The 22,987-nt window shown below is 71.4% G+C and carries 19 protein-coding genes and 2 pseudogenes; 10 read left to right on the top strand and 11 right to left on the bottom strand.

Translation table 11 applies throughout. The features are described 5' to 3' along the window. Nucleotides 1–161: 161 nt before the first annotated feature. From ACQEWB_RS42080 to ACQEWB_RS42070, 3 genes are read left to right on the top strand one after another with little or no spacing between them, the layout of a single operon-like run. Nucleotides 162–1,442: an MFS transporter gene (locus ACQEWB_RS42080; RefSeq protein WP_432840828.1), complete on the top strand. Its 1,281-nt coding sequence runs from the start codon at nucleotides 162–164 to the stop codon at nucleotides 1,440–1,442. 4 nt (nucleotides 1,443–1,446) lie between these two features. After that, complete coding sequence (locus tag ACQEWB_RS42075) at nucleotides 1,447–2,601, top strand: anhydro-N-acetylmuramic acid kinase (RefSeq protein ID WP_432840826.1); 1,155 nt, start codon at nucleotides 1,447–1,449, stop codon at nucleotides 2,599–2,601. 50 nt (nucleotides 2,602–2,651) lie between these two features. Further along, nucleotides 2,652–3,716 carry a DUF2510 domain-containing protein gene (locus ACQEWB_RS42070; RefSeq protein WP_432840824.1) on the top strand — a complete coding sequence of 355 codons (1,065 nt, stop codon included), beginning with the start codon at nucleotides 2,652–2,654 and terminating at the stop codon, nucleotides 3,714–3,716. Between the two features lie 145 nt (nucleotides 3,717–3,861). On the opposite strand, the gene ACQEWB_RS42065 is transcribed toward ACQEWB_RS42070, so the two are convergent. Beyond that, nucleotides 3,862–4,476 carry a TetR/AcrR family transcriptional regulator gene (locus tag ACQEWB_RS42065; RefSeq protein WP_432840822.1) on the bottom strand — a complete coding sequence of 205 codons (615 nt, stop codon included), beginning with the start codon at nucleotides 4,474–4,476 and terminating at the stop codon, nucleotides 3,862–3,864. A 228-nt stretch (nucleotides 4,477–4,704) separates the two neighbouring features. Here ACQEWB_RS42065 and ACQEWB_RS42060 point away from each other — a divergent pair, with 228 nt between their 5' ends. Both ACQEWB_RS42060 and ACQEWB_RS42055 read left to right on the top strand, forming a co-directional pair. Beyond that, on the top strand, nucleotides 4,705–5,505 hold the full coding sequence (locus tag ACQEWB_RS42060; protein ID WP_432840820.1) for a phosphatase PAP2 family protein: 801 nt from the start codon (nucleotides 4,705–4,707) through the stop codon (nucleotides 5,503–5,505). Then, nucleotides 5,502–6,452 carry a hypothetical protein gene (locus ACQEWB_RS42055; protein ID WP_432840818.1) on the top strand — a complete coding sequence of 317 codons (951 nt, stop codon included), beginning with the start codon at nucleotides 5,502–5,504 and terminating at the stop codon, nucleotides 6,450–6,452. The genes ACQEWB_RS42060 and ACQEWB_RS42055 overlap by 4 nt, the downstream gene beginning before the upstream one ends. On the opposite strand, the gene ACQEWB_RS42050 is transcribed toward ACQEWB_RS42055, so the two are convergent. Continuing rightward, nucleotides 6,453–8,090 carry an FAD-dependent monooxygenase gene (locus tag ACQEWB_RS42050; RefSeq protein ID WP_432844297.1) on the bottom strand — a complete coding sequence of 546 codons (1,638 nt, stop codon included), beginning with the start codon at nucleotides 8,088–8,090 and terminating at the stop codon, nucleotides 6,453–6,455. Nucleotides 8,091–8,164: 74 nt separating this feature from the next. On the opposite strand from ACQEWB_RS42050, the gene ACQEWB_RS42045 reads away from it, so the two are divergent. Next, nucleotides 8,165–8,887, top strand: coding sequence for a TetR/AcrR family transcriptional regulator (locus ACQEWB_RS42045; RefSeq protein WP_432840816.1), 723 nt, complete (start codon nucleotides 8,165–8,167; stop codon nucleotides 8,885–8,887). A gap of 77 nt (nucleotides 8,888–8,964) precedes the next feature. On the opposite strand, the gene ACQEWB_RS42040 is transcribed toward ACQEWB_RS42045, so the two are convergent. The 9 genes and pseudogenes from ACQEWB_RS42040 to ACQEWB_RS42000 all read right to left on the bottom strand — a co-directional run. Further along, nucleotides 8,965–9,789, bottom strand: coding sequence for a phospholipid scramblase-related protein (locus ACQEWB_RS42040; protein WP_432840814.1), 825 nt, complete (start codon nucleotides 9,787–9,789; stop codon nucleotides 8,965–8,967). Between the two features lie 65 nt (nucleotides 9,790–9,854). Then, entirely contained in the window at nucleotides 9,855–11,909 is a 2,055-nt protein-coding gene (locus ACQEWB_RS42035; protein ID WP_432840812.1) for a phosphocholine-specific phospholipase C, read from the bottom strand. 263 nt (nucleotides 11,910–12,172) lie between these two features. Then, nucleotides 12,173–13,180 (bottom strand): N-acetylglucosamine kinase, encoded by a 1,008-nt coding sequence (locus ACQEWB_RS42030; protein WP_432840810.1) that lies wholly within the window; start codon nucleotides 13,178–13,180, stop codon nucleotides 12,173–12,175. Beyond that, nucleotides 13,173–14,456 carry a 6-phospho-beta-glucosidase gene (locus tag ACQEWB_RS42025; protein WP_432840808.1) on the bottom strand — a complete coding sequence of 428 codons (1,284 nt, stop codon included), beginning with the start codon at nucleotides 14,454–14,456 and terminating at the stop codon, nucleotides 13,173–13,175. Before ACQEWB_RS42025 ends, ACQEWB_RS42030 begins: the two co-directional genes overlap by 8 nt. A gap of 24 nt (nucleotides 14,457–14,480) precedes the next feature. Then, nucleotides 14,481–15,338, bottom strand: coding sequence for a carbohydrate ABC transporter permease (locus ACQEWB_RS42020; protein ID WP_432840806.1), 858 nt, complete (start codon nucleotides 15,336–15,338; stop codon nucleotides 14,481–14,483). Further along, nucleotides 15,335–16,333 (bottom strand): carbohydrate ABC transporter permease, encoded by a 999-nt coding sequence (locus ACQEWB_RS42015; RefSeq protein WP_432840804.1) that lies wholly within the window; start codon nucleotides 16,331–16,333, stop codon nucleotides 15,335–15,337. Before ACQEWB_RS42015 ends, ACQEWB_RS42020 begins: the two co-directional genes overlap by 4 nt. Nucleotides 16,334–16,335: 2 nt before the next feature. Continuing rightward, a complete protein-coding gene (locus ACQEWB_RS42010) occupies nucleotides 16,336–17,697 on the bottom strand; it encodes an ABC transporter substrate-binding protein (protein WP_432840802.1) in 1,362 nt (453 codons plus the stop codon). Nucleotides 17,698–17,824: 127 nt separating this feature from the next. Further along, nucleotides 17,825–19,033 (bottom strand): ROK family transcriptional regulator, encoded by a 1,209-nt coding sequence (locus ACQEWB_RS42005; protein WP_432840800.1) that lies wholly within the window; start codon nucleotides 19,031–19,033, stop codon nucleotides 17,825–17,827. Between the two features lie 162 nt (nucleotides 19,034–19,195). Further along, a pseudogene (locus ACQEWB_RS42000) lies at nucleotides 19,196–19,513 on the bottom strand (helix-turn-helix domain-containing protein); the annotation flags it as partial. On the opposite strand from ACQEWB_RS42000, the gene ACQEWB_RS41995 reads away from it, so the two are divergent. From ACQEWB_RS41995 to ACQEWB_RS41980, 4 genes and pseudogenes are all read left to right on the top strand, one after another. Continuing rightward, nucleotides 19,473–20,873, top strand: a complete 1,401-nt coding sequence (locus ACQEWB_RS41995) for an MFS transporter (RefSeq protein WP_432840798.1) — start codon at nucleotides 19,473–19,475, stop codon at nucleotides 20,871–20,873. The pseudogene ACQEWB_RS42000 and the gene ACQEWB_RS41995 overlap by 41 nt on opposite strands. 51 nt (nucleotides 20,874–20,924) lie before the next feature. Continuing rightward, nucleotides 20,925–21,245 carry a DUF2255 family protein gene (locus tag ACQEWB_RS41990; protein WP_432844295.1) on the top strand — a complete coding sequence of 107 codons (321 nt, stop codon included), beginning with the start codon at nucleotides 20,925–20,927 and terminating at the stop codon, nucleotides 21,243–21,245. A gap of 31 nt (nucleotides 21,246–21,276) precedes the next feature. Next, a pseudogene (locus ACQEWB_RS41985) lies at nucleotides 21,277–22,033 on the top strand (NAD(P)-dependent alcohol dehydrogenase). 97 nt (nucleotides 22,034–22,130) lie between these two features. Next, entirely contained in the window at nucleotides 22,131–22,778 is a 648-nt protein-coding gene (locus ACQEWB_RS41980) for an SDR family NAD(P)-dependent oxidoreductase (RefSeq protein ID WP_432840796.1), read from the top strand. Nucleotides 22,779–22,987 lie beyond the last annotated feature (209 nt).

Here is a 22,987-nt window from a genome sequence, read left to right as displayed (position 1 = left end):
CCCGAACGACGTACAGACCTTGAGCGTAGCCGTCCGATTGCTGCTGTGGAGGCTGGTCGGGGCAGCTGTTCCCGTGATGGGTGACAACGAATTCGGCCGGTCGACGCGTACCGTCTGTGACCTGCCTGTGCGAAGCCAACGGACAGTCAAAAGGCGCTGAAATGACGCTGTTTTTCGGACAACGGCGGGACACCCGGAACCCGTCTGCGCTAAGGGCCCTGGCCGCGGGGTCCGTGGGCAACTTCGTCGAGTGGTACGAGTTCGGGGTCTACGGCTGTTTCGCGACCGTCGTCGCCGCACGCTTCTTCACCCCGGAGGGCGGCGGCGAGGCCGAGGCGCTGGTGCGGACGTACGCGTCGTTCGCGCTGGCGTTCTTCTTCCGGCCGGTCGGGGCGGCCCTGTTCGGCCGGCTGGGTGACCGGATCGGCCGGCGTCCGGTGCTGATCCTCGTCATCGTGCTGATGACGGCGGCCACGACGCTGATCGGTGCGCTGCCGACGTACGCGACGGTCGGGGCGCTCGCCCCGTGGCTGCTGACCTTTCTGAGGGTGCTTCAGGGGCTGTCCGCAGGCGGGGAGTTCGGGGGTGCGGTCGCGGTGATGACCGAGTTCGCGCCGCCGGGCCGACGCGGGTTGTACGGGTCGTGGCAGTCGTTCACCGTGGCGCTGGGGCTGCTCGGCGGCGCGGGGGTGGCGGCGGTGCTGGGCTCGCTGCTGACGGAGGATCAGCTGGGCGACTGGGGCTGGAGGTTGCCTTTCCTGCTGACCCTGCCGTTGGGGCTGGCGGCGCTGTGGCTGAGGCTGCGGCTGGACGAGACGCCGGCGTTCCGGGAGGAGGCGGCGGTCGTACGGCCGCCCGCGCGCGAGGTCGTGGGCGCGATCGCGCTGGGTGCCGCGCGGATCATGGGCTGGGCGGCGGCCGGGTACACCTTCCTGGTCGTGCTGCCGGCCTATCTGCAGAGCACCTTGAACGCGAGCTTCCAGCAGGCCCTGGTCGCGACCGCGCTGGCCAACCTGGGCTTCGCGCTCACGATCGTCCCGGCGGGCCTGCTCAGCGACCGGATCGGGCGTCGGCCGGTGATGCTGACGGGCGCCCTGCTCGTCGCGCTGCTCGCGCTGCCGCTCCTCAACCTCCTTCAGGACGGCGGGACTTCGAACACCGTGAAGGGCGTGGCGGTGTTCGGCGCGGGCGCGGTGGTGGGGCTGCTGGCGGGCCCGGGACCCGCGATGCTCGCAGAGCTCTTCCCCACGAACGTCCGTTACACCGGGCTGGGACTCGCCTACGCCCTGTCGAATGCCGTGTTCTCGGGCTGCGCCGGGCTCATCATCACGGAAACCGTGCGGCGGACGGAGAACGTCGACATCCCCGGGTACTACGCGGCGGCGACCTGCGCGGTGAGCGTGCTCGCGCTGGCCAAGACACCGAAACGGAAGGCGAGTTGAGCGGATGCGGGTGATCGGCCTGATGTCGGGCACGTCGTACGACGCGATCGACGCGGCGGCGGCCGGGCTGAGCCTGGCCGGCGACAGTCTCGTACTGGAGCCGCTGGGGATGGTGAGCGAGGTGTACGACGAGGAGCTGCGGGCGGCACTGGCAGCCGCGCTGCCACCGGCGGCCACCTCGCTCGGCGAGGTGTGCCGGCTCGACACGCGGATCGGGCGGGCCTTCGCGGCGGCGGCCGTCCGGGCGGACCGTGAACTGTGCGGCGGGGAGGGCGAGTTGGTGGCCTCGCACGGGCAGACCGTCTACCACTGGGCGGAGGGCGGGAAGGTGCACGGCACGCTCCAGCTCGGCCAGCCCGCCTGGATCGCCGAGGCGACCGGGCTGCCCGTGGTCGCCGACTTCCGGCCCCGCGACATCACGGCCGGCGGCCAGGGCGCACCGCTGGTCAGCCTGGTCGACCTGCTGTGGCTGCGCGGCCGCCCGGGGACGCCGGTCGCCCTGAACCTCGGCGGCATCGCCAACCTCACCGCACCCGACGGCACGGCCTTCGACACGGGGCCCGCGTGCGCGTTGATCGACGCGGCCGCGAGCGGGTTCAGCGGCGGGCGGTTCGCGTACGACGTCGACGGGGCGCTGGCCGGTCGGGGCAGCGTCCACGAGCCCCTGCTGGAGCGGCTGCTGGCGGAGCCGTACTACGCGCTGCCCGCGCCGAAGACGACCGGCAAGGAGCTGTTCCACCTCGGGTATCTGCGGGACGCGCTGGCCGGGTTCGGGACGCTGCGGGCCGAGGACGTCGTCGCCACGCTCACCGTGCTCACCGCCCGGACGGTCGCCGACGCCGTGCTCGCGCTGGGCGCGACGGAGGTGATCGCGTCCGGCGGCGGGACCCGGAATCCGGTGCTCATGCGGATGCTGGCCGGGCTGCTGGCGGGGATCGCGGTGCGCACGTCCGACGAGCTGGGCCTGGCCTCGGACGCGAAGGAGGCGTACGCCTTCGCCGTGCTGGGGTTCCTGACCTGGCACGGGCTGGCCGGCACCGAGCCCGCGAGCACGGGGGCGCGGCATGCCAGTGTGCTCGGTTCGATCACGCCGGGGCGGGACGGGCTGCGGCTGCCGGCGCCGGGTGCGCGGCCGCCGGCTCGGCTGGTCGTGGCCTGAAGTCCGGATCCTCTCATCCCGCTTTCACCGACGCCTCATACGGTGGGGGCATGACGCAGGTGACTCCTCCCGGGTGGTATCCCGACCCCGGGCAGACAAGTGAGGGTCCCGCCACCGAGCGCTGGTGGGACGGCAAGGCATGGACGGACCAGACCCGCCCCGCGGGCTCGGCCGCCGTATGGGGTCCCCCGGCGCAGTCGCCGACGGCCGGCGCGGACGGCGCGGATCCGGCGTACTCGGCGTTTCCCGCCTATCCGGCGTTCCCCGCCGAGCCGCCCGCCGCCCCGCGGCGCGGGCTGCGGACGGGCATAGCCGTGGCCGCGGCCGTGGCGGTGCTGGCGAGCATCGGCGTGGGCGTGTGGGCGCTGACCGGTGACGGCGGTTCGAGCGGCAACACCAACTCCCAGCAGGGGCCGGGCGGTCAGGGCGGGCAGGGCGGCCAGAACGGCGGCGGTCAGGGCGGCCCGTTCGGCGGCAACGGCGGGCCCTCGGGCGCTCCGTCGGGCGCGCCCGGCGGTTCGGGCGGTTCCGGTGGCTCGGGCGGCACCGAGTCGCCCGCACCGGGCCAGTCGGAGGCGCCGAAGATCGAGAGCGGTTCGGTGTCCGATCCGATCAGCGGCATCAGCCTGCCGATCCCGGACGACTGGTACGGCCAGCAGATCACCGTGGGCGCGCAGGTCACGTCCAACGACTCCTACAAGTGCCCCGGCGAGACCTCGCAGACCTGCACGAAGGGCGGCGCGTACTCGGCACCCTCCACGGTCCTCAAGACCGCGGGCACCACGGCCGAGGCGGTCGCCAAGGCCGACATCGAGGCGAACGCCGAGGAGTCCTACGGCGGCAAGACCTACGGCTCGATCACCTCGCACCAGGTGCTCGCCTCCAAGGCGGTCACCGTGGCCGGACAGAAGGGCTACCTGGTCCGCTGGAAGGCGGTCACCAGCAAGGGCGCCGACGGCTATGTCGAGTCGCTCGCCTTCCCGTCCCCGGCCAACGCCTCGGAGATCGTGGTGGTCCGCTTCGGCGTCGACGTCGGCGAGAAGCAGTCGGTGATCGACGAGATCACCAAGGGCATCAAGGTCTCGACCGCGAGCGGCGACGGCCAGAAGATCTGACCCGCGCGGAAGGCGGTAGGCCGGGTGGAGCGCCCCTCCGCTCAAGGGGAGCCCCACCCGGCCGGGGGGTGCGCGCCGCCCCCGTCCCCACGGTGCGGCGCGAGCAGGTCACCGTCCAGTCATCCCGTGGACGGCGGCCTGGTTCTCAGGTGAGGCCGAGCGCCGGCAGCACGGCGGCCTCCACGAAGCGGACCAGGTAGTCGGGATCGGCGTACTCGCCCTCCAGGATGGGCCGGGCGCGCATGACACCGAACACCTGCGCGGGCACATACGGCAGCGCCGGGTGGTCCGCGGCGATCTCGCCGCGCTCGACACCCCGCCGGAGGATGTCCTGCATCGCGCAGATCTCGGGGTCGATCAGCGCCTCGCGCAGGGCCTGCTGGAGCTTGGGGTCCTGCATGATCGCGTGGCCGAGCGCCTGGTGCAGGGCGGTGTCCTTGCGCCCCCACTGGGCGGCGACCCGCGCGGCCTGACGGAGATCCTCGGCCAGTGACCCGGTGTCGATGCCGCCGAAGCGGACCTGCCGCGCGGACCTCAGCGCGGCCGCCACGAACTGCGGTTTCGTCTTCCACTGCCGGTAGAGGGTCGACTTGCTGCACCGTGTGCTGGCGGCGACCCCCTCCATGGTCACGGCCTCGTACCCGCACTCTCTGATCTGCTCCAGCACGGCGTCGAAGAACTCCTGCTCACGCTCCGGCGTGATCTTGGAGCGGCGCGAGGCGGCGACCGTCTCCGGTCCGTCCGCGGCCTGCGACGTCATGCGCTCTTCCCCTTCGCTGCGAGTGTCGGCCTTATCCCGGCTTTATTCCCCGAAGCCAGTGTGTCGTACCTCAATCGATACGCCAGTGTACCGGAACGCCTGCGTATCGGTACACTCTCGTATCGGAACGCATTCGTTTCGGGACGGACGCGTACCGATGAGTTCGGGCTCCGGCCCGAGTCTCACCACGTACCACCACTAGCACCACGTGAGCGAAGGGGCCGGGGGATGAATGCCCGCACCGAGCCTGCAGAAGGAGAGACCGGCGCGATAGCGCGGCCTCCTGTCGTCCGTGAGCTCCTGCTCGTCGCAGGGCTCTTCCTCGTCTACAAGTTCGGCCGCCAACTGGCGACCGGCCACACCGGCGAAGCCCTGCGCAACGCGCACCGCGTGTGGGACCTGGAACGGACGCTCCATCTGCCCGGCGAGGGCGCGGTGCAGTCGGTGCTGCTGCACAGCGACACCCTGGTGCGCGTCGCGAACACCTACTACGCGACCGTCCACTTCCCGGCCACGCTGACCTTCCTGGTCTGGCTCTACCTTCGGCGCCCCGCGCACTACGTCTGGGCCCGCCGGGTCCTGGCCGTCCTCACCTCGGCGGCCCTGGTGCTGCCCTTCGTCCTCCCGCTGGCGCCGCCCCGGATGCTGGCCGCCACGGGACTCGTCGACACCGCGCACGTGTACGGGCCTTCGGTGTACGGCCCGCCCTCCTCGGACCACCTCTCGAACCAGTTCGCGGCGATGCCCTCGCTGCACTTCGGCTGGGCCCTGATGGTGGCGATCGGCCTGATCGCGGCGACCCGCTCCCGCTGGCGCTGGCTGTGGCTGCTGCATCCGCTGGTCACCCTGGTGGTGATCGTGGGCACGGCGAACCACTACTGGCTGGACGCGATCGTGGCCACCGCCATGCTGGGCGCCGCGCTCGCGGTCATCCACCGCCCGCAGCGCACGGTCAGCACGGCCGGGCGGGCCGGCGAACAGCTCGCGCCCGCCGCCGACGACCACGTCCTGGTCGGAGCGGGCCGATGACCGCCACCCTCGTCGCCGTCGCCCTGTCGCTGGTCTCCGCCGTCGCCTACGCGGCCGCGGCGGTGGCCCAGGAGCGGCTCGCCGCCCGCAGCGCCGACACCGGTGTGCTGCGGCTGCTGGGCGCGGGCGCCTGGTGGGCGTCGGTCGGGCTGAACGCCGGCGCGGCCCTGCTGCACGTCGTGGCCCTCAAGTACGGCACGCTCACCGTCGTACAACCTCTTGGTGCGCTCACGCTCGTCGCCGCGGTGCCGATGGGAGCGCGGGTGGCCGGACGGAAGGTCACCGCGACCGAGTGGCGCGGCACGGCGCTCACGCTGGCCGGACTGGCCGCGCTTCTGGTCACCGCGTCCGGGTCGTCGCCCGACCAGGTCCTGACCCTGACCGAGGCGCTCACGGTGGCGGGTACGACGGCCGCGCTGATCGGTCTGCTGTCCCGTCCGGGCGCCAAGCCGGGCCTGCGCCACGCCACCGCGTCCGGATTCGCCTCGGGCGTGGCCTCGGCCCTCACCCAGACGGTGACGGTGGCCGCGACCGACCGCTCGGGACCGGCACTCAGCCTCCAGGTCGTCCTGGTCGCGGTCCTGGTGGCCGCCTTCGCGGTCGGCGGACTGCTCCTGTCGCAGACGGCGTACAAGGGCGGCCTCGGCGCCCCGCTCGCGGTGGTGACCCTGTCCAACCCGCTGGCCGCCGCGGCGATCGGCCTCACCCTGCTCGGACAGGGCCTGCGCGGCGGCGCGGCGGGAGTGCTGCTGGCCCTCGCGGGCGGGGCGGTCGCGTCGTGGGGTGTCGTACTGCTGACGCGGGTGACACCCCCCGCCGTCGTGGACGGGATCGACGAGGAACACCCGGTGGCCGCGGTGCTGGCCCTCAAGCCGGAAACGGCGACCCCGGAACCGGCGTTGGTGCCCCGGCAGCCGTCCGACCCGGGGCACCTCACGCCGCTCTGATCACTCCAGGGGGCTCGGCCCACCGGCCGCGGCGGGCGTTCGGCCCACCGGCTCACGCTCGCACTCGGGCGAGGGCGAGGGCGAGGGCGACAGCGACGGCGTGCCGGCCCAGCGGCGCAGGGCGGCTTCGAGGCCGGTGGCGTCGGTGCCGTCGGAGGCCCAGGCCACCACTCCGTCGGGGCGCACCAGCATCCCGGTCGGGGTCCGGTGGTCGTCGGTCGTCCCAGCGGATGTAGCGGGGCTGTCGGTCACCGTGGTCACCCGGCCCGTCCAGCCCGCGGCGAGGTCGGCGAACCCGCCCTCCGCCGTGCGGTCCAGCAGCAGGAAGCCGCCGCCGTGGCCGTGGTCGGCCAGGCGGGAGCCGTCGGCCAGCCACAGGTCGGGGACATGGCGCCCGATCAGCGGATGGTCGCCGGGGAGGTCGATGCGCTGTGTGACGCCGGAGATCTTCTTGACCGCGTGGGTGGCGCCGTCGCGGGTGGCCAGCAGATCGGCGACGACCTCCCGGAGCGCGGCCGACTTGGCGTCCCCGCGCAGCACTCCGATCTGGGCCCGCGTCCAGTCCAGCACCCAGGCACCGAGGGGTCGGCGCTCGGCGTCGTAGGTGTCGAGCAGTTCTTCGGACGCCCGGCCGGCGATGACCGCGCCGAGCTTCCAGCCGAGGTTCATCGCGTCGCCGAAGCCGAGGTTGAGCCCCTGGCCGCCGAACGGCGAGTGCACGTGCGCGGCGTCGCCGGCCAGCAGTACCCGGCCCGAGCGGTAGGCCGCGGCCTGGCGGGCGTTGTCGGACCAGCGGGTCGCGGGGCCGTGCAGCGCGGTGAGCGTGACGTCCGTGCCCGAGACCCGGCGCAGACTGCTCTGCACCTCCTCCAGAGTGAGCGGCGCGTGCCTGTCCGCGGGCGGGGCCTCGAACTCCACGGTGACGATCCGGCCGGGCTGCGGCCCGTAGCGGTACGCGCCCCGGCTCGACCAGGTCCAGCCGTCCGCGAGCCGCTCCGGGTCGGCGATGTCGGCGACCGCCAGCTGCCCGGTGAGTTCGGGGTCGGTGCCCGGGAAGTCGATGCCCGCGAGGCGGCGCACGGTACTGCGTCCGCCGTCACAGCCGACCAGCCAACCGGTGTGCACCGGGCCGGCGGTGATGCCCACGAGGACGCCGTCGCCGGTGTCCTCGAGCGAGGTGACCTCCACACCTCGACACACCGGGACGCCGAGTCGTACGGCGTGGTCGGCCAGCAGCGCCTCCAGCTCGCGCTGCGGCACCATGCGCGCCCCGTCGACGGTGGTGTGTGCGGCGAGGTCGGCATCGGACCAGTCCACGAGGCCGGGTTCGAGGACCAGGCCCGCGAAGTGTCCGGTGAACCGTGACACGGGCGCCGTCCGGTCGCCACCGCCACCGCCACCGCCACCGCCACCGAACGATCCCACCTTTTCGAGGATCTCCCGCTGCACCTGTTCGGCGGCGGGCAGCAGGCCGCGGCGGTCGAGTGCCTCGGCCGTCGGGACGTTGATCGACCCCGCCTTCATCGACCGGTCCGGCTCGGCCAGCCGTTCGAGCACCTGCACGGTCGCCCCGGCCAGCGCCAGCTCCGCGGCGAGCATCAGACCCACCGGTCCGGCTCCGACGACGGTCACATCCATGTACGGGTTCATGTTGGCGTTCACGAACACTGTTCTACTTACGAACACTGTTCGCGTCAAGTTATGATGTGCCCGTGAACCCGAGAGAGCGACGCGCGGCGCGCCACCTGCCCCCGAGCCCCGAGACCGGAACGGACCCCAGGCCGCGGCGCCGCACAGCTCCCATCACCGTGGACCAGGTCGTCGAGACCGCGCTCGACGTCATCGCCGGTGAGGGCTACGAGGCGCTGACCATGCGGCGGCTCGCGGGCGCGCTCGACACCGGGCCCGCCTCGCTCTACGCGCACGTGGTGAACAAGGCCGACCTCGACGAACTGCTCATAGGGCGGCTGTGCGCCGGGCTGGACCTTCCCGAGTCCGACCCGGCGGCCTGGCGGGAGCAGATCCGTGGCGTGTGCGGCCAACTGCGCGACCAGTACCTGAAGTACCCCGGCGTCTCCCGGGCCGCGCTCGCCATGGCGCCGACCGACCGGGAGACCCTGCGCGTCAGCGAGGGAATGCTGGCGATCCTGCTGGCCGGCGGCGTCGCCCCGCAGGCCGCCGCGTGGGCCGTCGACGCCCTTCTCCTGTACGTGGCCGCCTACTGCCTGGAGAGGTCCATCGCGCACCGGCGCTCAGCGGACGACGACACCGAATGGGTCGTAGACCGCGAAGAGTTGCTGCGCCGGTTCGCCGCGCTGCCCGCCGAGACCTTCCCGCACACCACCCGCCACGCCGCCGAACTCACCGCCGGCGAGGGCCACGACCGCTTCGACTTCACCCTCGGCCTGATGGTCGACGGCCTCGCGCGTCGCTAGCGCTCGAGACCGCGCCGGAATGCGAACGGCCGACCGCGCACAAGCGCGACCGGCCGACGTCGAACCCGGGGAACGTACTAGCCCAGGCCGCGCGAGTCCTGCTTCAGAGCCGTGTCGACCGTCAGCGCGGTCGCCACGACGAGGCTCAGCAGCGGTTCGGGCAGCTGGAAGTGGATCTGGAGGACGTAGTTGTCCGCCGTGGTGAACATCGTCTTGGCGAGGCCCTCCCACGTCTTCGTGATCCGCGCGACCTCGTTCTCCGCGTGGTCGACGATCGCGAAGTTCCACGCCCGCCAGTTCTCCGCCTTGATGGCCCCGACCTGCTGGCCGTTGACGTTCATCGCGAAGTTGATCTTCCCGATCATGTTCTGCTGGACGATCTCACCGACCGGCGAGCCGTCCGGACGGGACACGACCACCCGGGACTTGAGGAACTTCGCGGGCCGGGTCAGCAGCAACTGCGGCTGCCCGTACGCGTCCCGGATCTCCAGCCGGTGCGTCATGAACTGGTCGAGGCTGGAGACGAACCGGAGCACCTTCTTCAGCGCGCTCTGTCCGACCTCGGTGACCGAGCCGATCTGGTTGCCGTTCTGATCCATGACCTTGTACTCGTTGGTCAGCTCGATCAGCTTGGCCTTCTGGTTGACCACCAGGACCGGCTCGGTGAACAGGCTGCCGCCGCCGGGGCCGCTGGGCGCGACCCCGGCCTGCTGCTGCACCTGGTGCTGAACCCGCTGGTCGGGCCCGGCGGGCTGCTGGGGCACCTGCTGCTGGGCACCTGCCTGCTGTTGGCTGCTGTTGGTGTGCTCGGTCCACTGGGCGCCGTCCCAGTAGCGAAGGGTCTGCGGCGCTCCGTGCGGATCCGGGTACCAACCTGCAGGAGTGTTCGATTGCGTGGTCACCGGGGCACACTACCCCGCTTCCCCAGTCGACCCACCAGTCCCGGCAACACCGTATGAATCAGCCTTTACCCTGCGATGATCGCCGGGTCGCTGACACCCGCCCGCCCGTTCTCGACATGTCCGGCGAATCGCCGCAGGAACGAGGCGTCGGCCTCCGACGTGACGGTGAGGTCGTACCAGCGACGGCTCTTGGCGAGGTCGACCGTGTGCCTGACCGTCGCTCCGGCACGCACCGTGATGGTCTGCGGCTTGCAGCCGTAGCCACCCTTCAGCCTCAACCGCACCGTCCCGGAGCCCTTGTTGGTGAAGGTGAGCTCGACGTCGTCGCCGTGGTGGCGGGCGGTGACCTCGGGACCGGCGGTCTTGTTCGGGCCCTTGAAGACGCGCAGGAACCCGTTGGGGCCGTGCACGGTCAGGTCGTACGAGCCGTTCGAGTACGCCGAGTTCCAGGTGTCCGCGACGGACTTGCCGGCCTCGGTGGTGTAACTCCAGGGGCCGTCGGTGCGGTTGGCGGAGGTGACCAGGAAGGCGGCGCCCGCCTTCGCCCCCGAGGCGAAGGTGAGCGTGAACTTCCCGGCGGCCGCGTCGACCGAACCGTCCACGTACGGGGCGTACTTGAGCGGGCGGGCCGGGCGCAGGCCGCGCTCCTGCTTGGGCAGCACCGGGTTGGCGGGCGGCGTCGGCTTGTAGTCGGGGTGGCGGTCCCTGTCCGGCGGCTGGTAGCCGTCGGTGTCGGGCAGGGCGACCGGCCGGGTGTCCTTGCGGGAGAAGTCGAAGGCGGCGGTCAGGTCGCCGCAGACGGCGCGCCGCCAGGGCGAGATGTTCGGCTCGTGGACGCCGAAGCGGGCCTCCATGAACCGGATGATGGAGGTGTGGTCGAGCGTCTCGGAGCAGACGTAACCGCCCTTGCTCCAGGGCGAGACGACGAGCATCGGCACGCGCTGGCCGAGGCCGTAGGGACCGGCCGGGTGGCTGCTGTCGCCCTTGAACAGGTCGAGCGTCGGGTCGACCGTGGACTTGCCCTGCGCGGCGGAGCCGGCCGGGAACGGCGGGATCAGGTGGTCGAAGAAGCCGTCGTTCTCGTCGTAGGTGATGAACAGCGCCGTCTTGGCCCACACCTTCGGGTCCGAGGTCAGCGCGTCGAGCACCTGGGCGACGTACCAAGCACCGTAGTTGGCGGGCCAGTTGGGGTGCTCGGTGAAGGCCTCGGGGGCGACGACCCAGGAGATCCGCGGCAGCTCGCCGCCCTTGACGTCGGCCTTGAGCTGGTCGAAGAAGCCCTCGCCCTTGGTGGCGTCGGTGCCGGTGCGGGCCTTGTCGTACAGCGGGTCGCCGGGCTTGGCGTCGCGGTACTGGTTGAAGTAGAGCAGCGAGTTGTCGCCGTAGTTGCCACGGTAGGCGTCGTTGATCCAGCCCCAGCCGCCGGCCGCGTCCAGGCCGTCGCCGACGTCCTGGTAGATCTTCCAGGAGACGCCCGCCTTCTCCAGCCGCTCGGGGTACGTGGTCCAGCCGTAGCCCACCTCGTCGTTGCCGAGGACCGGCCCGCCGCCCTGGCCGTCGTTGCCCGTGTAACCGGTCCACATGTAGTAGCGGTTCGGGTCGGTGGAACCGATGAACGAGCAGTGGTACGCGTCGCAGATGGTGAAGGAGTCGGCGAGCGCGTAGTGGAACGGGATGTCCTCGCGGGTCAGGTACGCCATCGTCGTGGAGCCCTTGTTGGGGACCCACTTGTCGTACTTCGCCCCGTTGAACGCGGCGTGTCCGTCGTTCCAGCCGTGCGGGAGGTCCTGGATGAAGGCCATGCCCAGGTCGTCCGCGTCGGGGTGGAAGGGGAGGATGTCCTTGGTGCCGTCCGACTGGTACCAGACCGGCTTTCCGTCCTGCCGGGTCACCACCGGGCGCGGGTCGCCGAAGCCGCGGACGCCCCGGAGCGTGCCGAAGTAGTGGTCGAACGAACGGTTCTCCTGCATCAGGACGACGATGTGCTCGACGTCCTCGATGGATCCCGTGCGGTGGTTCGCCGGGAGCGCGGCGGCGCGCTCGATGCTGTTGCTCAGCGCGGTGAAGGCGGTGGTCGCGCCCGCGAGTTGGAGGAATCTGCGCCGGTTGACTTCGGGCATGGGTTGCTGCCTCTCATCCTTGGGTGCGGATGGCCGGAACGTGACGGAATCTGCGCGGTGCGAGTGTTCCAAGAGCAGCAAACGTCAGGGAAGGGTGCGGTGGCGTCCATGTGAAAGTCGCAGGTACGTGGGGTGTGCGACGGTGGGTGTGACGTGCCGGTCGGGCGGGGTGCGGGGCGTCGGCGACGGCAACTCGGCATCGGACAGCCGGACTTCGACGTCCGCCCCGGTCCTCCCGCCCGGGGAGGTTCGGGGCGAACGCCTCAGGCGTCCGCCACCCGGGGTTCCGGTGGCTTGCGTGCCGCCACCGTCTCGCGGAGCCGTCTGCGGGCGGCGCTCGGGGCCCCCGCGGTCTCCAAGGCCTCGGTGAGGGCGCCCGCGACCGGGGGGACGTCGAGCACCAGAGGGCGGGCCAGCGGGGCCTCGGTGGACAGGCCGGTGCGGATGTGTTCGGGCAGGAGCACGTGGTCGTTCTGGAGTGTGCCGCCGCCCAGGACTACCGGGGTGGGGGTGCGCAGCAGGCGGAGCCGGCGCAGCAGGGCGGTCACCATGGCGACGATCTCGTCGCCGAGGCGCTCGACGATGCCCCGTGCCACGGCGTCCCCCTCGGCGGCGCTCGCGAAGACCAGCGGGGCCAGGCCGTGCAGTGCGATGACCGGGATGTCGCCGCCGCTGACGGCCAGCGCGACCGACTCCACGCTGTCCAGGCCGAAGTGGGCCGGCAGGTCCTGCCGCAGTCGGGTCGCCGGGCCCCTGCCGTCGCCGGCGCGGACGGCGGCGCCCAGCCCCGCCCGGGCCACGGCGAGGCCGCCGCCCCAGTCGCCGGTGATGTCACCGAGGGAGAGGAACCGGGCCGAGCGGCCGCCCGGGTGGACGGCCGCCGCGTTGATGCCGGCGCCCGACACCACCGCCACGCCCCAGCCGTCCGGCGCGCCGGCCCGCAGCACGGCGAGGGTGTCGTTGCGCACGACGGTCCGCGCGGCCACGCCGAGCTGGGTCAACTGCCTTAGCGCCAGCCGCTCTTGGGCCCGGCGGTCGACATTGGCGAGGAAGTACGCGCCGACCGCGACCCGGGTCGTCCCGGGCAGGCCGGCCTCCGCCAGGGCACGCCGGGCGAGGCGGGCGAGGCGATCGGTGGTGGCCTCCATGCCCTCGGTGTGCGGGCGGGTACCGGCGCCGCGCACCCAGGACAGCAGCCGTCCTTCGGTGTCCGCGAGGACGAGGTCGGTCTTGGAGTTCCCGCCGTCCACGCCCACCACGAGGTCAGGCATCGGCGGCCTCGCTCGCGAAGAACCGGGGCAGATGGCGGCGGTTGGCCTCCAGCAGGGCGTCGAGGAGCTCCGCCGCGAGCCCCCATTCGCGCACGAGGGGGTTGGCCACCAGCGCCCGTCGGGCCACCTTGCGGTCCCCGGTCAGCGCGGCCTCGATCGTCAGCGTCTCGTACGCCGTGACCGCCTGGACCAGCCCCAGCATCTCGGGCGGCAGGGGCGGTACGGGGACGGGTCGGGGGCCCGCGGTGTCGACGTCGGCCCCCACCTCGACCACGGCCTCGTCCGGCAGTCCGGGCAGCAGTCCGCCGTTGCGGACGTTGACGTAGTGGTGGGCGCCGTCTCCGGTGAGCAGGCTCGTGACCAGGGCGGCCGCGGCCTCGCTGTAGTAGGCCCCGCCCCGCCGCTCCAGCAGGCCGGGCTTGTGGTCGAGGGCGGGGTCGGCGTAGAGCGTGAGCAACTCCCGCTCGATGGCGAGGACCTGCTCCGCCCGGTGATTGCCCGCCTGCTGGGTCCGGATCTCCTCGTCGGTGCAGTAGAAGTAGTGGAGGTAGTACGAGGGGATGGCCCCGAGATCGCGCAACGCACCGGCGGGGAGGCGGACTTGGGCGGCGATCTCGTCGAGGGCGTCTGAGCCCAGGAGTTCCGGCAGGCGGTCCGTCCCGTCGACCGTGACCGAGCGGATCCAGGACAGGTGGTTGAGGCCGGCGTGGCCGAGCCGTACCCGTTCGGGATCGGTGCCGAGGCGGGCGGCCAGCTGCCGCTGGAACTTGATCGCCACGTTGCACAGGCCGACCGCGCGGTGTCCGGCGTCCAGCAGGGCGCGGGTGACGATGCCGACCGGGTTGGTGAAGTCGACGATCCAGGCGCCGGGTTGGGCCCGGCGCCGTACCTCCTCCGCGATGTCGAGCACCACCGGCACCGTGCGCAGGGCCTTGGCGAAGCCGCCGGGGCCGGTGGTCTCCTGGCCGAGCAGGCCGAACCTTCCCGGCAGGGTCTCGTCGACCAGCCGGGCGGCCTGGCCGCCCACCCGGAGCTGGACGAGGACCGCGGCGGCTCCGTCCACGGCTTCGCCGAGGTCGGTCGTCGTGGTCAGGCGGCCGGCAAAGCCCTGGCGGGCGAGGATACGGCGGGCCAAGTCGCCGATGACGGAGAGGCGTTCGGCATCGATGTCCTGGAGGACGAGTTCGTCGACCGGCAGCACGTCGGTGCGCCGGGCGAAGCCCTCGATGAGTTCGGGCGTGTAGGTACTGCCACCGCCGACAACGGTGATCTTCATCGTGCTCCCATGAGATGTGGGGGGTCAGCCCTTGACGCCGGTCAGCGCGATGCCCTCGACGAAGACCTTCTGGGCCAGGAAGAACAGCACCAGGACCGGCAGCAGGAACATCAGCGAGGCGGCCATCTGGAGCTGGTAGGCGTTCTGGTGCCCGTTCTTGGCGAGCTGGCTGAGGGCCACCGCGAGGGTCTGGCCGGTGTCGCTGTTGCCCGTGTAGAGCAGCGGGTTGTAGAAGTCGTTCCAGGCGTAGAGGAAGGCGAACAGGCCGACGGCGGCGATCGCCGGGCGGGCCATCGGGATCAACACCCGCCACAGGATGCGCAGTTCGCCCGCGCCGTCCACCCGGGCCGCCTCGGTGAACTCCTCCGGGATGGTGAGGAAGAACTGGCGCAGCAGGAAGATGCTGAACGCGTCACCGAAGAAGGACGGCACGATGAGCGGCTTGAGGGTGCCCACCCAGCCGGCGTGCGCGTACATGACGTACAGCGGCAGGCTGGTGACCTGGGCCGGGATCATCATCGCGGCGAGGACGACCAGGAAGACCGCCTCCCGGCCACGCCACTTCAGCCGGGCCAGCGCGTACGCCACGGGCACGGAGGAGACGACGACGCCGATCGTGGACAGTCCGGCGTACAGCATGGTGTTGAGGAGGTCGCGGCCGAACGGCATGGCCTTGAAGACCTCGCCGAAGTTGCCGAACTCCCAGGGCGAGGGCCACAACGAGCCGGTACCGGCCTGGTGTTGGGTCATGAACGCGGTGAGCACGCCGATCGTCAGCGGGAGCAGGAAGCAGAGCGCGACGGCGATGGCGGGCGCGTGTTCGGCGACGAGGTACAGGGCGCGGCGCCCGGCGCGCGGCTTGGTGAGGGTCACGGTGCTCATCGGCCACCGCCCGAGTAGTGCACGAAGCGGCACGAGGCGCGGATGAAGACCACCGTCGCCGCGAAGATGACCAGGAACAGCAGCCAGGCCATGGCCGAGGCGTAGCCGGTCTTGAAGTAGGCGAAGCCCTGCCGGTACAGCTCGGTCGAGTAGAACAGCAGCGAGTTGGCCGGGTAACCGATCAGGTCGTTGCTGGAGGAGGTGGCGTTGGCGGAGCTGGAGGCGACGAAGGCCTCGGTGAAGTACTGGAACGTGTAGATCATGCCGGTGAGCAGCGCGAAGAAGATCACCGGGGAGATCGCCGGGAGGGTGACGCTGCGGAACTTCTGGAGTGTGCCCGCGCCGTCGAGTTCGGCGGCCTCGTACAGCTCGCGCGGTACGTCGAGCATGGCGGCGGAGAAGATGACCATGACGTTGCCGCTCGCCCACAGGGCCATCAGGACGAGGCTGGGCTTGGACCAGGCGGGGTCCGAGAACCAGCCGGGGCCGTTGATTCCGACCCAGGCGAGGAGTCGGTTGAGCGGGCCGACCGGGTTGAGCAGCACGATGAACGACAGGGCCGCGGCCACCACCGGCACCATCGACGGCAGGAAGAACAGCGTGCGGTAGACGGCCCGGCCGCGCTTGACGCGGATGATCACCCAGGCGGTGAGCATGGCCCAGGCGGTGCGCAGCGGCACCATGACGACGACCATCCACAGGGTGTTGCGCACGGCCACCCAGAAGGTGTCGGACTGGCTGAAGAGGGCGCGGTAGTTGCGCAGTCCGACGAACCGCACCGGGCGGTAGGAGCCGGCCTGGAAGTCGGTGAGGGAGTAGTAGAGGGTGGCGATCACCGGGTAGAGCACGAAGACGCAGAACCCGATGACGAACGGGGACAGGAAGGCGAGGACGACCCACCAGCGGGCCTTGCTCGGGCGGCGCCGCCCGCCCCGGGCGGTGCGCGTGCGCGCGGTGCCCGGGGCCTCGCCGACGGGGGCGAGTACGGTCGTCATCTCTACTGCCCGCTCTGGGAGTTGAGGTCGTCGATCTTCTTCCCGACGCCGGCGAGCCCGCTCGCGGCGCTCTTCACCTTGCCCTGCTCGTAGTCGAGGAGGAACGCCCGCCAGGTGTCCATGTCCTCGATGCCCGCCGGGGTGAGCGTCTTGTAGGTGGAGTTCTCGTTCTCGAAGACGTCGACGAACGGCTTCCAGTGCGGGTCGTCCCGCTTGTCCCAGGCCTTGAGCGCAGCGAACGTGGTCGGGATGTTGTAGACCGTGTCCGCGAGGGTGTTCAGGAACGTGGTGTCGGTGGTGAGCTGCTGGAGCGCGAAGAACGCCTCCTGCTTGTGCTTCGAGCCCGCCGACAGGTAGGCGACGGTGCCGAGGGTGCTGCCGGCGCCGTACGTGGCCGACGAGTTGTCCAGCACCGGCATCGGGACGACGCCGTAGTCGAAGTCCTTCTTCTCCGAGGCGATCTCGCCGACGTGCCACTCGCCGTCGTACTCCATGGCCGCGGCTCCGGTCAGCAGCGGGTTGCCGGCGTCGTCGGCGTGCGGCTGGTAACGGCCCACGAACTTCTGGACGTTGGCCTCGCCGTAGTAGTCGATGAGGTCCTGGTCCCACTTCAGCAGCTGCTGCCACTTGGCGTCCGAGGCGAAGGTGGTCTTGCCGTCCTTGCCGTAGAACTCGGTGCCGCTGTGCGCGCCGGTGAAGAGATACCGGTTGACGTCGTAGTCGGAGCGGGGCACGAAGCCGTAGGTCTTGATCGAGCCGTCGGCGTTCTTGACGGTCAACTTCTTGGCGTCGGCCGTCAGTTCGGCGAGGGTGGTGGGCGGCTTGGTGATGCCGGCCGCCTTGAACATCTGCTTGTTGTAGTAGAGCGCGAAGGCGTCGGTCAGCAGCGGCAGTGCGCACTGCTTGCCCTGGTAACGGGTGTAGGCGAGGGTCGCGGCCGGGAAGGTCTTCGCCGTGTCGATCTTGGCGGAGGACAGGTAGGGGCCGATGTCGGCGACCGTGCCGTTGTAGCAGAACTTCGCCACGTTGTCGGGCGCGGAGCTGATGAAGACGTCGGGCGGATCGCCCGCGGCGACCGCCTTGGCGTAGGCGGCGTCGTCCTTGTTGGGGACGAACTTCACGGTCAGCCAGGGGTACTTGGTGTGCAGCCGGTTCAGGGTCGCCCTGAACGCGGCCACCTCGTTCGGGAGGTGGTTGAAGGTCCAGACGGTGACGGTGGTGGGCGCGTGCGAGGCGCCCGCGGATATGGCGGTGTCGGGTTCTGACGACGAGGGTCCGGTGGATGTGCAGCCGGCCAGCAGCAGCACTCCGGCGGCCGTGACGGACACAGCCCCGGCGACGGGCCCGGTGATAGGTTTGAACACTGATCGTCCTTCCTCGGAGACGGGATTCCCTGGGTGACGGATCGGTCGTCGGTCGACGGGCACGGCAATGCCCGGCGACCTGGAGCGGCGGCGCTGTCCGGCAAGACGGCGTCGCCGCGGTTGTTCCTCAGGACAGGGCCGAGGGCTCGTCCTGCGGCACGGGAGTGGTGGCGGCGGCGAAGGCGGCCTCGCGGGCCAGCTCCGCCGACCTGGTGGTCGCCCCGGTGAGTACGGCGTCCTGGCCGAGCCCGGAGGCGACGATCGGCGGCCGGAACGTACTGAAGTCGGCCAGATGGCGGGCGACCGGTTCGAGCAGCAGGTCGCCGTTGGCGCCGATGGCGCCGCCCAGCACGATGAGCGCCGGGTCGATGAGGGGGACGACGCAGGCCACCACGTAGGCGACGCTGCGCGCGGTGTCGTCCACGATCTCCAGCGCGCCCGGGTCGCCGGCGCGAGCGAGCTCGAAGACCGAACGGGGGCTGCCGTCACCGGGCAGTCCGAGCCGGGCCGCCTCGGCGCTGATGTAGCGGGCGCCGAGGTGCTCCTGCACGAGGTCCCTGCGCTCTCCGGCCGGCGCGATCATCCGGTCGCTGGGGAGGTAGCCGGCCTCACCGGCGACGCCCGTGGCGCCCCGGCGGACCCGTCCGTCCACCACGAGTCCGAGACCGAGTCCGACGCCGAGACTGACCAGCACGAAGTCGTCGGTGTCGGCGCCGCGGCCGTGGGTGCGCTCGGCGAGCGCGGCGAGGTTGACGTCGTTCTCCAGGAGCAGCGGCGCGGGGATCGCCCGGCCGAGTGCCTCGCCGAGCCCCTCTCCCGCGTCGGGCAGGCCCGTGGTGTACGACAGTTGGCGTCCGTCCGGGCCGACGGCGGCCGGCAGCCCGGCGACGACCTGGGTGATCTCGTCGAGCCGCCGCCCGACCTGCCCGGCCAGCCCGACGCACATGTCGAGGACCTGCCCGACGAAGGCCGCGGTGCCCTGTTCCCCGTGCTGCTCCGACTCGACCCGCGCCCGCACCCGGCCCGTGACGTCGGCGACCGCGGCCCGGATCCTGCGGTGCCCGACGTCCACACCGATCGCGAAGGCACAGTCGGCGTTGACCCGGTACTGCGCCGGCGCCGGGCCCTTGCGGCCGGTCGCGGGGCCGACCTCGGTGATCACCCCGCGCTCCAGCAGCAGCCCGACGGCGGCGGCCACGGTGGGCCGCGACAACGGGATCCGCCCCGCCAGGTCGGTGGTCGTGACGGGGCCCGCCTCGTCGATCGCCTCCAGCACGGCACGACCGTTGAGCGAACGCAGCAATCGCTGGGGGCCTGCTGGATATCGGCGGGTCACGGTGGCCTCTTCTCACTGTCGGCGCACTGTAAGAAAGAAAGTTGCTTATTTATACGCGGGCACCTGGCCGGAATCAACCCTCCGGAGCCCTGCCGCCTGACGGAACAGCCCTTGTCTCCCTGTGGCCGCCGTCACGAATCTGAGTGCAACCACGGCAAGCGGGGCGAGGGCGTCGACGACGGACGGGCCGGGGTTGGTCTCCTTGCCGCGCTCCAGGCGTGTGTAGTAGTCGATGCTGACCCCGGCGAGGGTGGCCAGTTCCTCCCTGCGCAGGCCAGGAGTGCGCCGCAGGCCTGGCCCGACCGGCACGGATGGAACCAGAGGGGCCCTGTCACGCCCCGGAACACCGCTCCCCTGCACAGCACGGCCTGCCGCCCGGGGCGTGCGGCGCGCACGCTGGACACCGTTCCGGAAGACCGCCTCTGTCCCAGGAGAACCCGTGTCCAGTCCCGCCGCGCCCACCCGGCGATCACCTTCCACGGACGCCGACCGTGCTAGCGGTACAGGTGCCCGGTGGGCGCTGGCGGCCGCGCTGCTCGGCTTCTTCGTGATGACGCTCGACGCGTTGATCGTCAATGTCGCCCTGCCCGAGATCGGCCGGGATTTCGACAGCGGTATCACCGGGCTGCAGTGGGTGGTCGACGGCTACACGCTGATGTTCGCCGCGCTGCTCCTGTCGGCGGGATCCGTGACCGACCGGATCGGCGCGCGCCAGGCGTTCGGGGCGGGGCTCGTCGTGTTCACCGTCGCATCGGCGGCCTGCGGCTTCGCCCCGAACCTGGGGGTACTGGTCGGGGCACGGCTGGTGCAGGGCGCGGGCGCCGCGGTGATCGTGCCGGCTTCGCTGGCTCTGCTCCGCGAGGCGTTCCCGGACTCCGCGCGGCGGGCCCGGGCGATCTCCATCTGGGCGATGGGCGGTTCGGTGGGCGGCGCGGCCGGACCGGTGCTGGGCGGTCTGCTGAGTGAGATCAGCTGGCGGATGATCTTCTTCGTCAATCTGCCGGTCGGCCTGCTGGCCCTGTTCCTACTCAGCCGCACGCGCCGCTCCCCGCGCCGCGCGGACACCCCGTTCGACTGGACCGGGCAGCTCAGCGCGGTGGCGGCGATGGGCGGGCTGACGTTCGCCGCGATCGAGACCGGCGCGGTCGGCCTGGCCGCGCCCCGGGTGCTGTTGGCCCTGCTGGTGGCTGTCGTCGCGGGTGCGGTCTTCTTCATCTCCCAGGCTCGTGGTCGGAACCCGATGGTGCCGCTGTCGCTGCTCCGCGAACGCACCATGGCGATCTCGGCGTCGATCGGCTTCGCCCTCAACGTCGGCTTCTACGGCATGATCTTCCTGCTCAGTCTCTACCTTCAGCAGGAGCAGGGGCTGTCGCCGCTGGCCACCGGGCTCGCCTTCCTGCCGATGACCCTGCTGACCGCCTTCGTCAGCCCCACGGCTGCCTGGTCGGCTCGGAAGTTCGGCCCGCGTGTGCCCATCATCACCGGGCAGCTAGCCATGGCCACGGGCCTCGTGTTGTTGTGCGTCCCGCAGGCTTCGGCGCCCACCTGGCTGATGGTGCTGCTAATGATCCCGGTCGGCACGGGCGGCGGTCTCGCCGTCCCGGCGGTGACCTCCCTGCTCCTCGATCGCGTCCCGGCCGAGCGCGCCGGTACCGCCAGCGGTGTCCTGAACACCGCCCGCCAGGTCGGCGGGGCTCTGGCCGTGGCCGTGTTCGGCGCCCTGGTGGCCCAGCACGCGACCTTCTTTCACGGCCTGCGCACCAGCCTCCTGACCGCCGCCGCCCTGGTCCTCGTCACCACCGCGGCCAGTCTGCTGCTCAGGCCCGCCCGGCAGCGGTGACCACCCACCGGACCTCACGCAAGGAGCCCCCCCCATGGGCACCACGACGAACTGGACATCGCCTCCCTGCACCCCAGCGACGTGCTGAGCAGCCGGCGCACCATCTGGGCGGTCCGTCTCGGCGACACCATCCACGTCCGCTCCGTCCACGGCTCCGGCTCCGGCTCCGGCTCCGACTGGTACCGCGGCACCCGCGCCCGCCAAGAGGGCCGTATCGAGGCGGGCGGTTTAGCCAAGGACGTCGCCTTCCTCGACGTCGCCGACGAGGCCGATGCGGACGAGATCAACGATGCCGTAGACGCCGCGTACATCATCCAGGCCATCACCAGCGAAGAGGCGAATTCGACGACCATGCAGCTCGTTCCCCGCTGACCACACCCCCCTCCTCCCCCAGGGGAGAACCGTGCTTACCGCAAACGCATTCGCCGCCACCTCCGCGACCGAACCGCTCACTCCGACTACGATCGAGCGGCGTGAAGTCGGCCCGCGGGACGTCCTCATCGACATCGAGTACTGCGGTATCTGCCACTCCGACATCCACCACGCCCGCGACGACTGGGGCGGACAGGTCTATCCGGTCGTTCCGGGGCACGAGATCGCCGGAGTGGCTGCCGCGAGTGCGAGTACTGCCTGGCCGGACGCGAGCAGTACTGCGTCCAGGGCGGCGGCACCCTCACCTTCGGCGACACCGACAAGTACGGCCAGGTCACCCAGGGCGGCTGTGCCAGCCGTATGACGGTGGACGAGGACTTCGTCCTGAACCTGCCCGACAACATCGGTCTCACCAACGCCGCGCCGCTGTTGTGCGCGGGCATCACCACGTACTCGCCGCTCAAGCGGTTCGGCGCCGGCCCTGGCAAGAAGGTCGCCGTCCTCTCGCAGTCGCTGAAGAACCAGGGACGACGGCAGGAAGCCGGGCGCCGACCACTGTCACGCCACCAGCGAGCCGGAGACCTTCGAGGAGCTGGCCGGCACCCTGGTCAGCGTAGGTGCCCCGGCCGAGCCGCTGTCGGTCAACGTCTTGTCCCTGCTGAGGAAGGGCCGCACCTTCGCTGGTTCCCTCATCGGCGGCCTGCCGGAGACCCAACGAGGCGTACGACCGCGTCCTCGCCTCCGACGTCCGCTACCGCTTCGTCATCGACACCACGACGCCGGCCTGATCCACGGCCCGCGCCCCGAAAACACCCCGTACGGGGGCCGGCTCCCCCGCAACGCCCCCGTACGGGGCCCCACCTCCCTCTCGCACACGGACGCACCATGACCACCATCGCCATCATCGGAGCCGCCGTCGCCCACCGCTTCGGCCGCGCGGGCCACGAGGTCGCCCTCATCGCCCGCGACCAGGCCCGTCTCGATGCCCTCGCCGCCGCCCTCGGCGCCGAGGGCATCACAGCGCGCGGCTTCGCCGCCGACGTGCACGACACCAAGTCGCTCCAGGCCGCGCTCGACTCGGTGCACGCCACGCTCGGACCGGTCGAGATCCTTCAGTACAGCCCCGTCCCGCGTGGCGACTTCATGCGGCCGGTCCTGGAGACGACGCCGACGGACCTGACCGGTCCCGTGGAGTTCTCGCTCTACGGGCCGGTCACCGCCGTGCAGCAGGTGCTGCACGGCATGCGTGGCCTCGGCCGCGGCACGATCCTGTTCGTCAACGGCGGCAGCGCGGTCGTCCCGCACCCCGAGCGAGCCGGCACGTCGATCGCTTTCGCCGCTCAGAGCGCGTACGGCCGGATGCTGCACGACACCCTCGCCGCCGGGGGCATTCATGTCGGCCGGCTCGTCATTCCCGGTGCAATCGTCCCGGGCCACCATCGCAAGGATCCGAACGTGCTGGCGGAGACGTTGTGGTCGATGCACGTCGACCGGCACGGCTTCCGCCACTTCGCCGACGACCTGGACTCCTGACCACAACCGAACACTCCTGAACCGACAGGGAGAATCACCGTGCTCGGCCTCGAACTGATCGTGGTCCTGGGGCTTGCCCTCCTGCTGGGGGAGGGCATCGGACACCGGCTGCGCGTCGCACCGCCCGTGCTGCTGCTCGTCATCGGTGCTCTGCTGGGCTTCGTCCCCGCGCTGCATGAGGTCCAACTGCCGCCCGAGGCCGTCCTGTT

The organism is Streptomyces sp. CA-249302 (assembly GCF_050936785.1).
Taxonomy (GTDB): Bacteria; Actinomycetota; Actinomycetes; order Streptomycetales; family Streptomycetaceae; genus Streptomyces.
The sequence above is the reverse complement of the archived record's forward strand: the minus strand, read 5'-3'. Positions and strand labels throughout refer to the sequence as shown.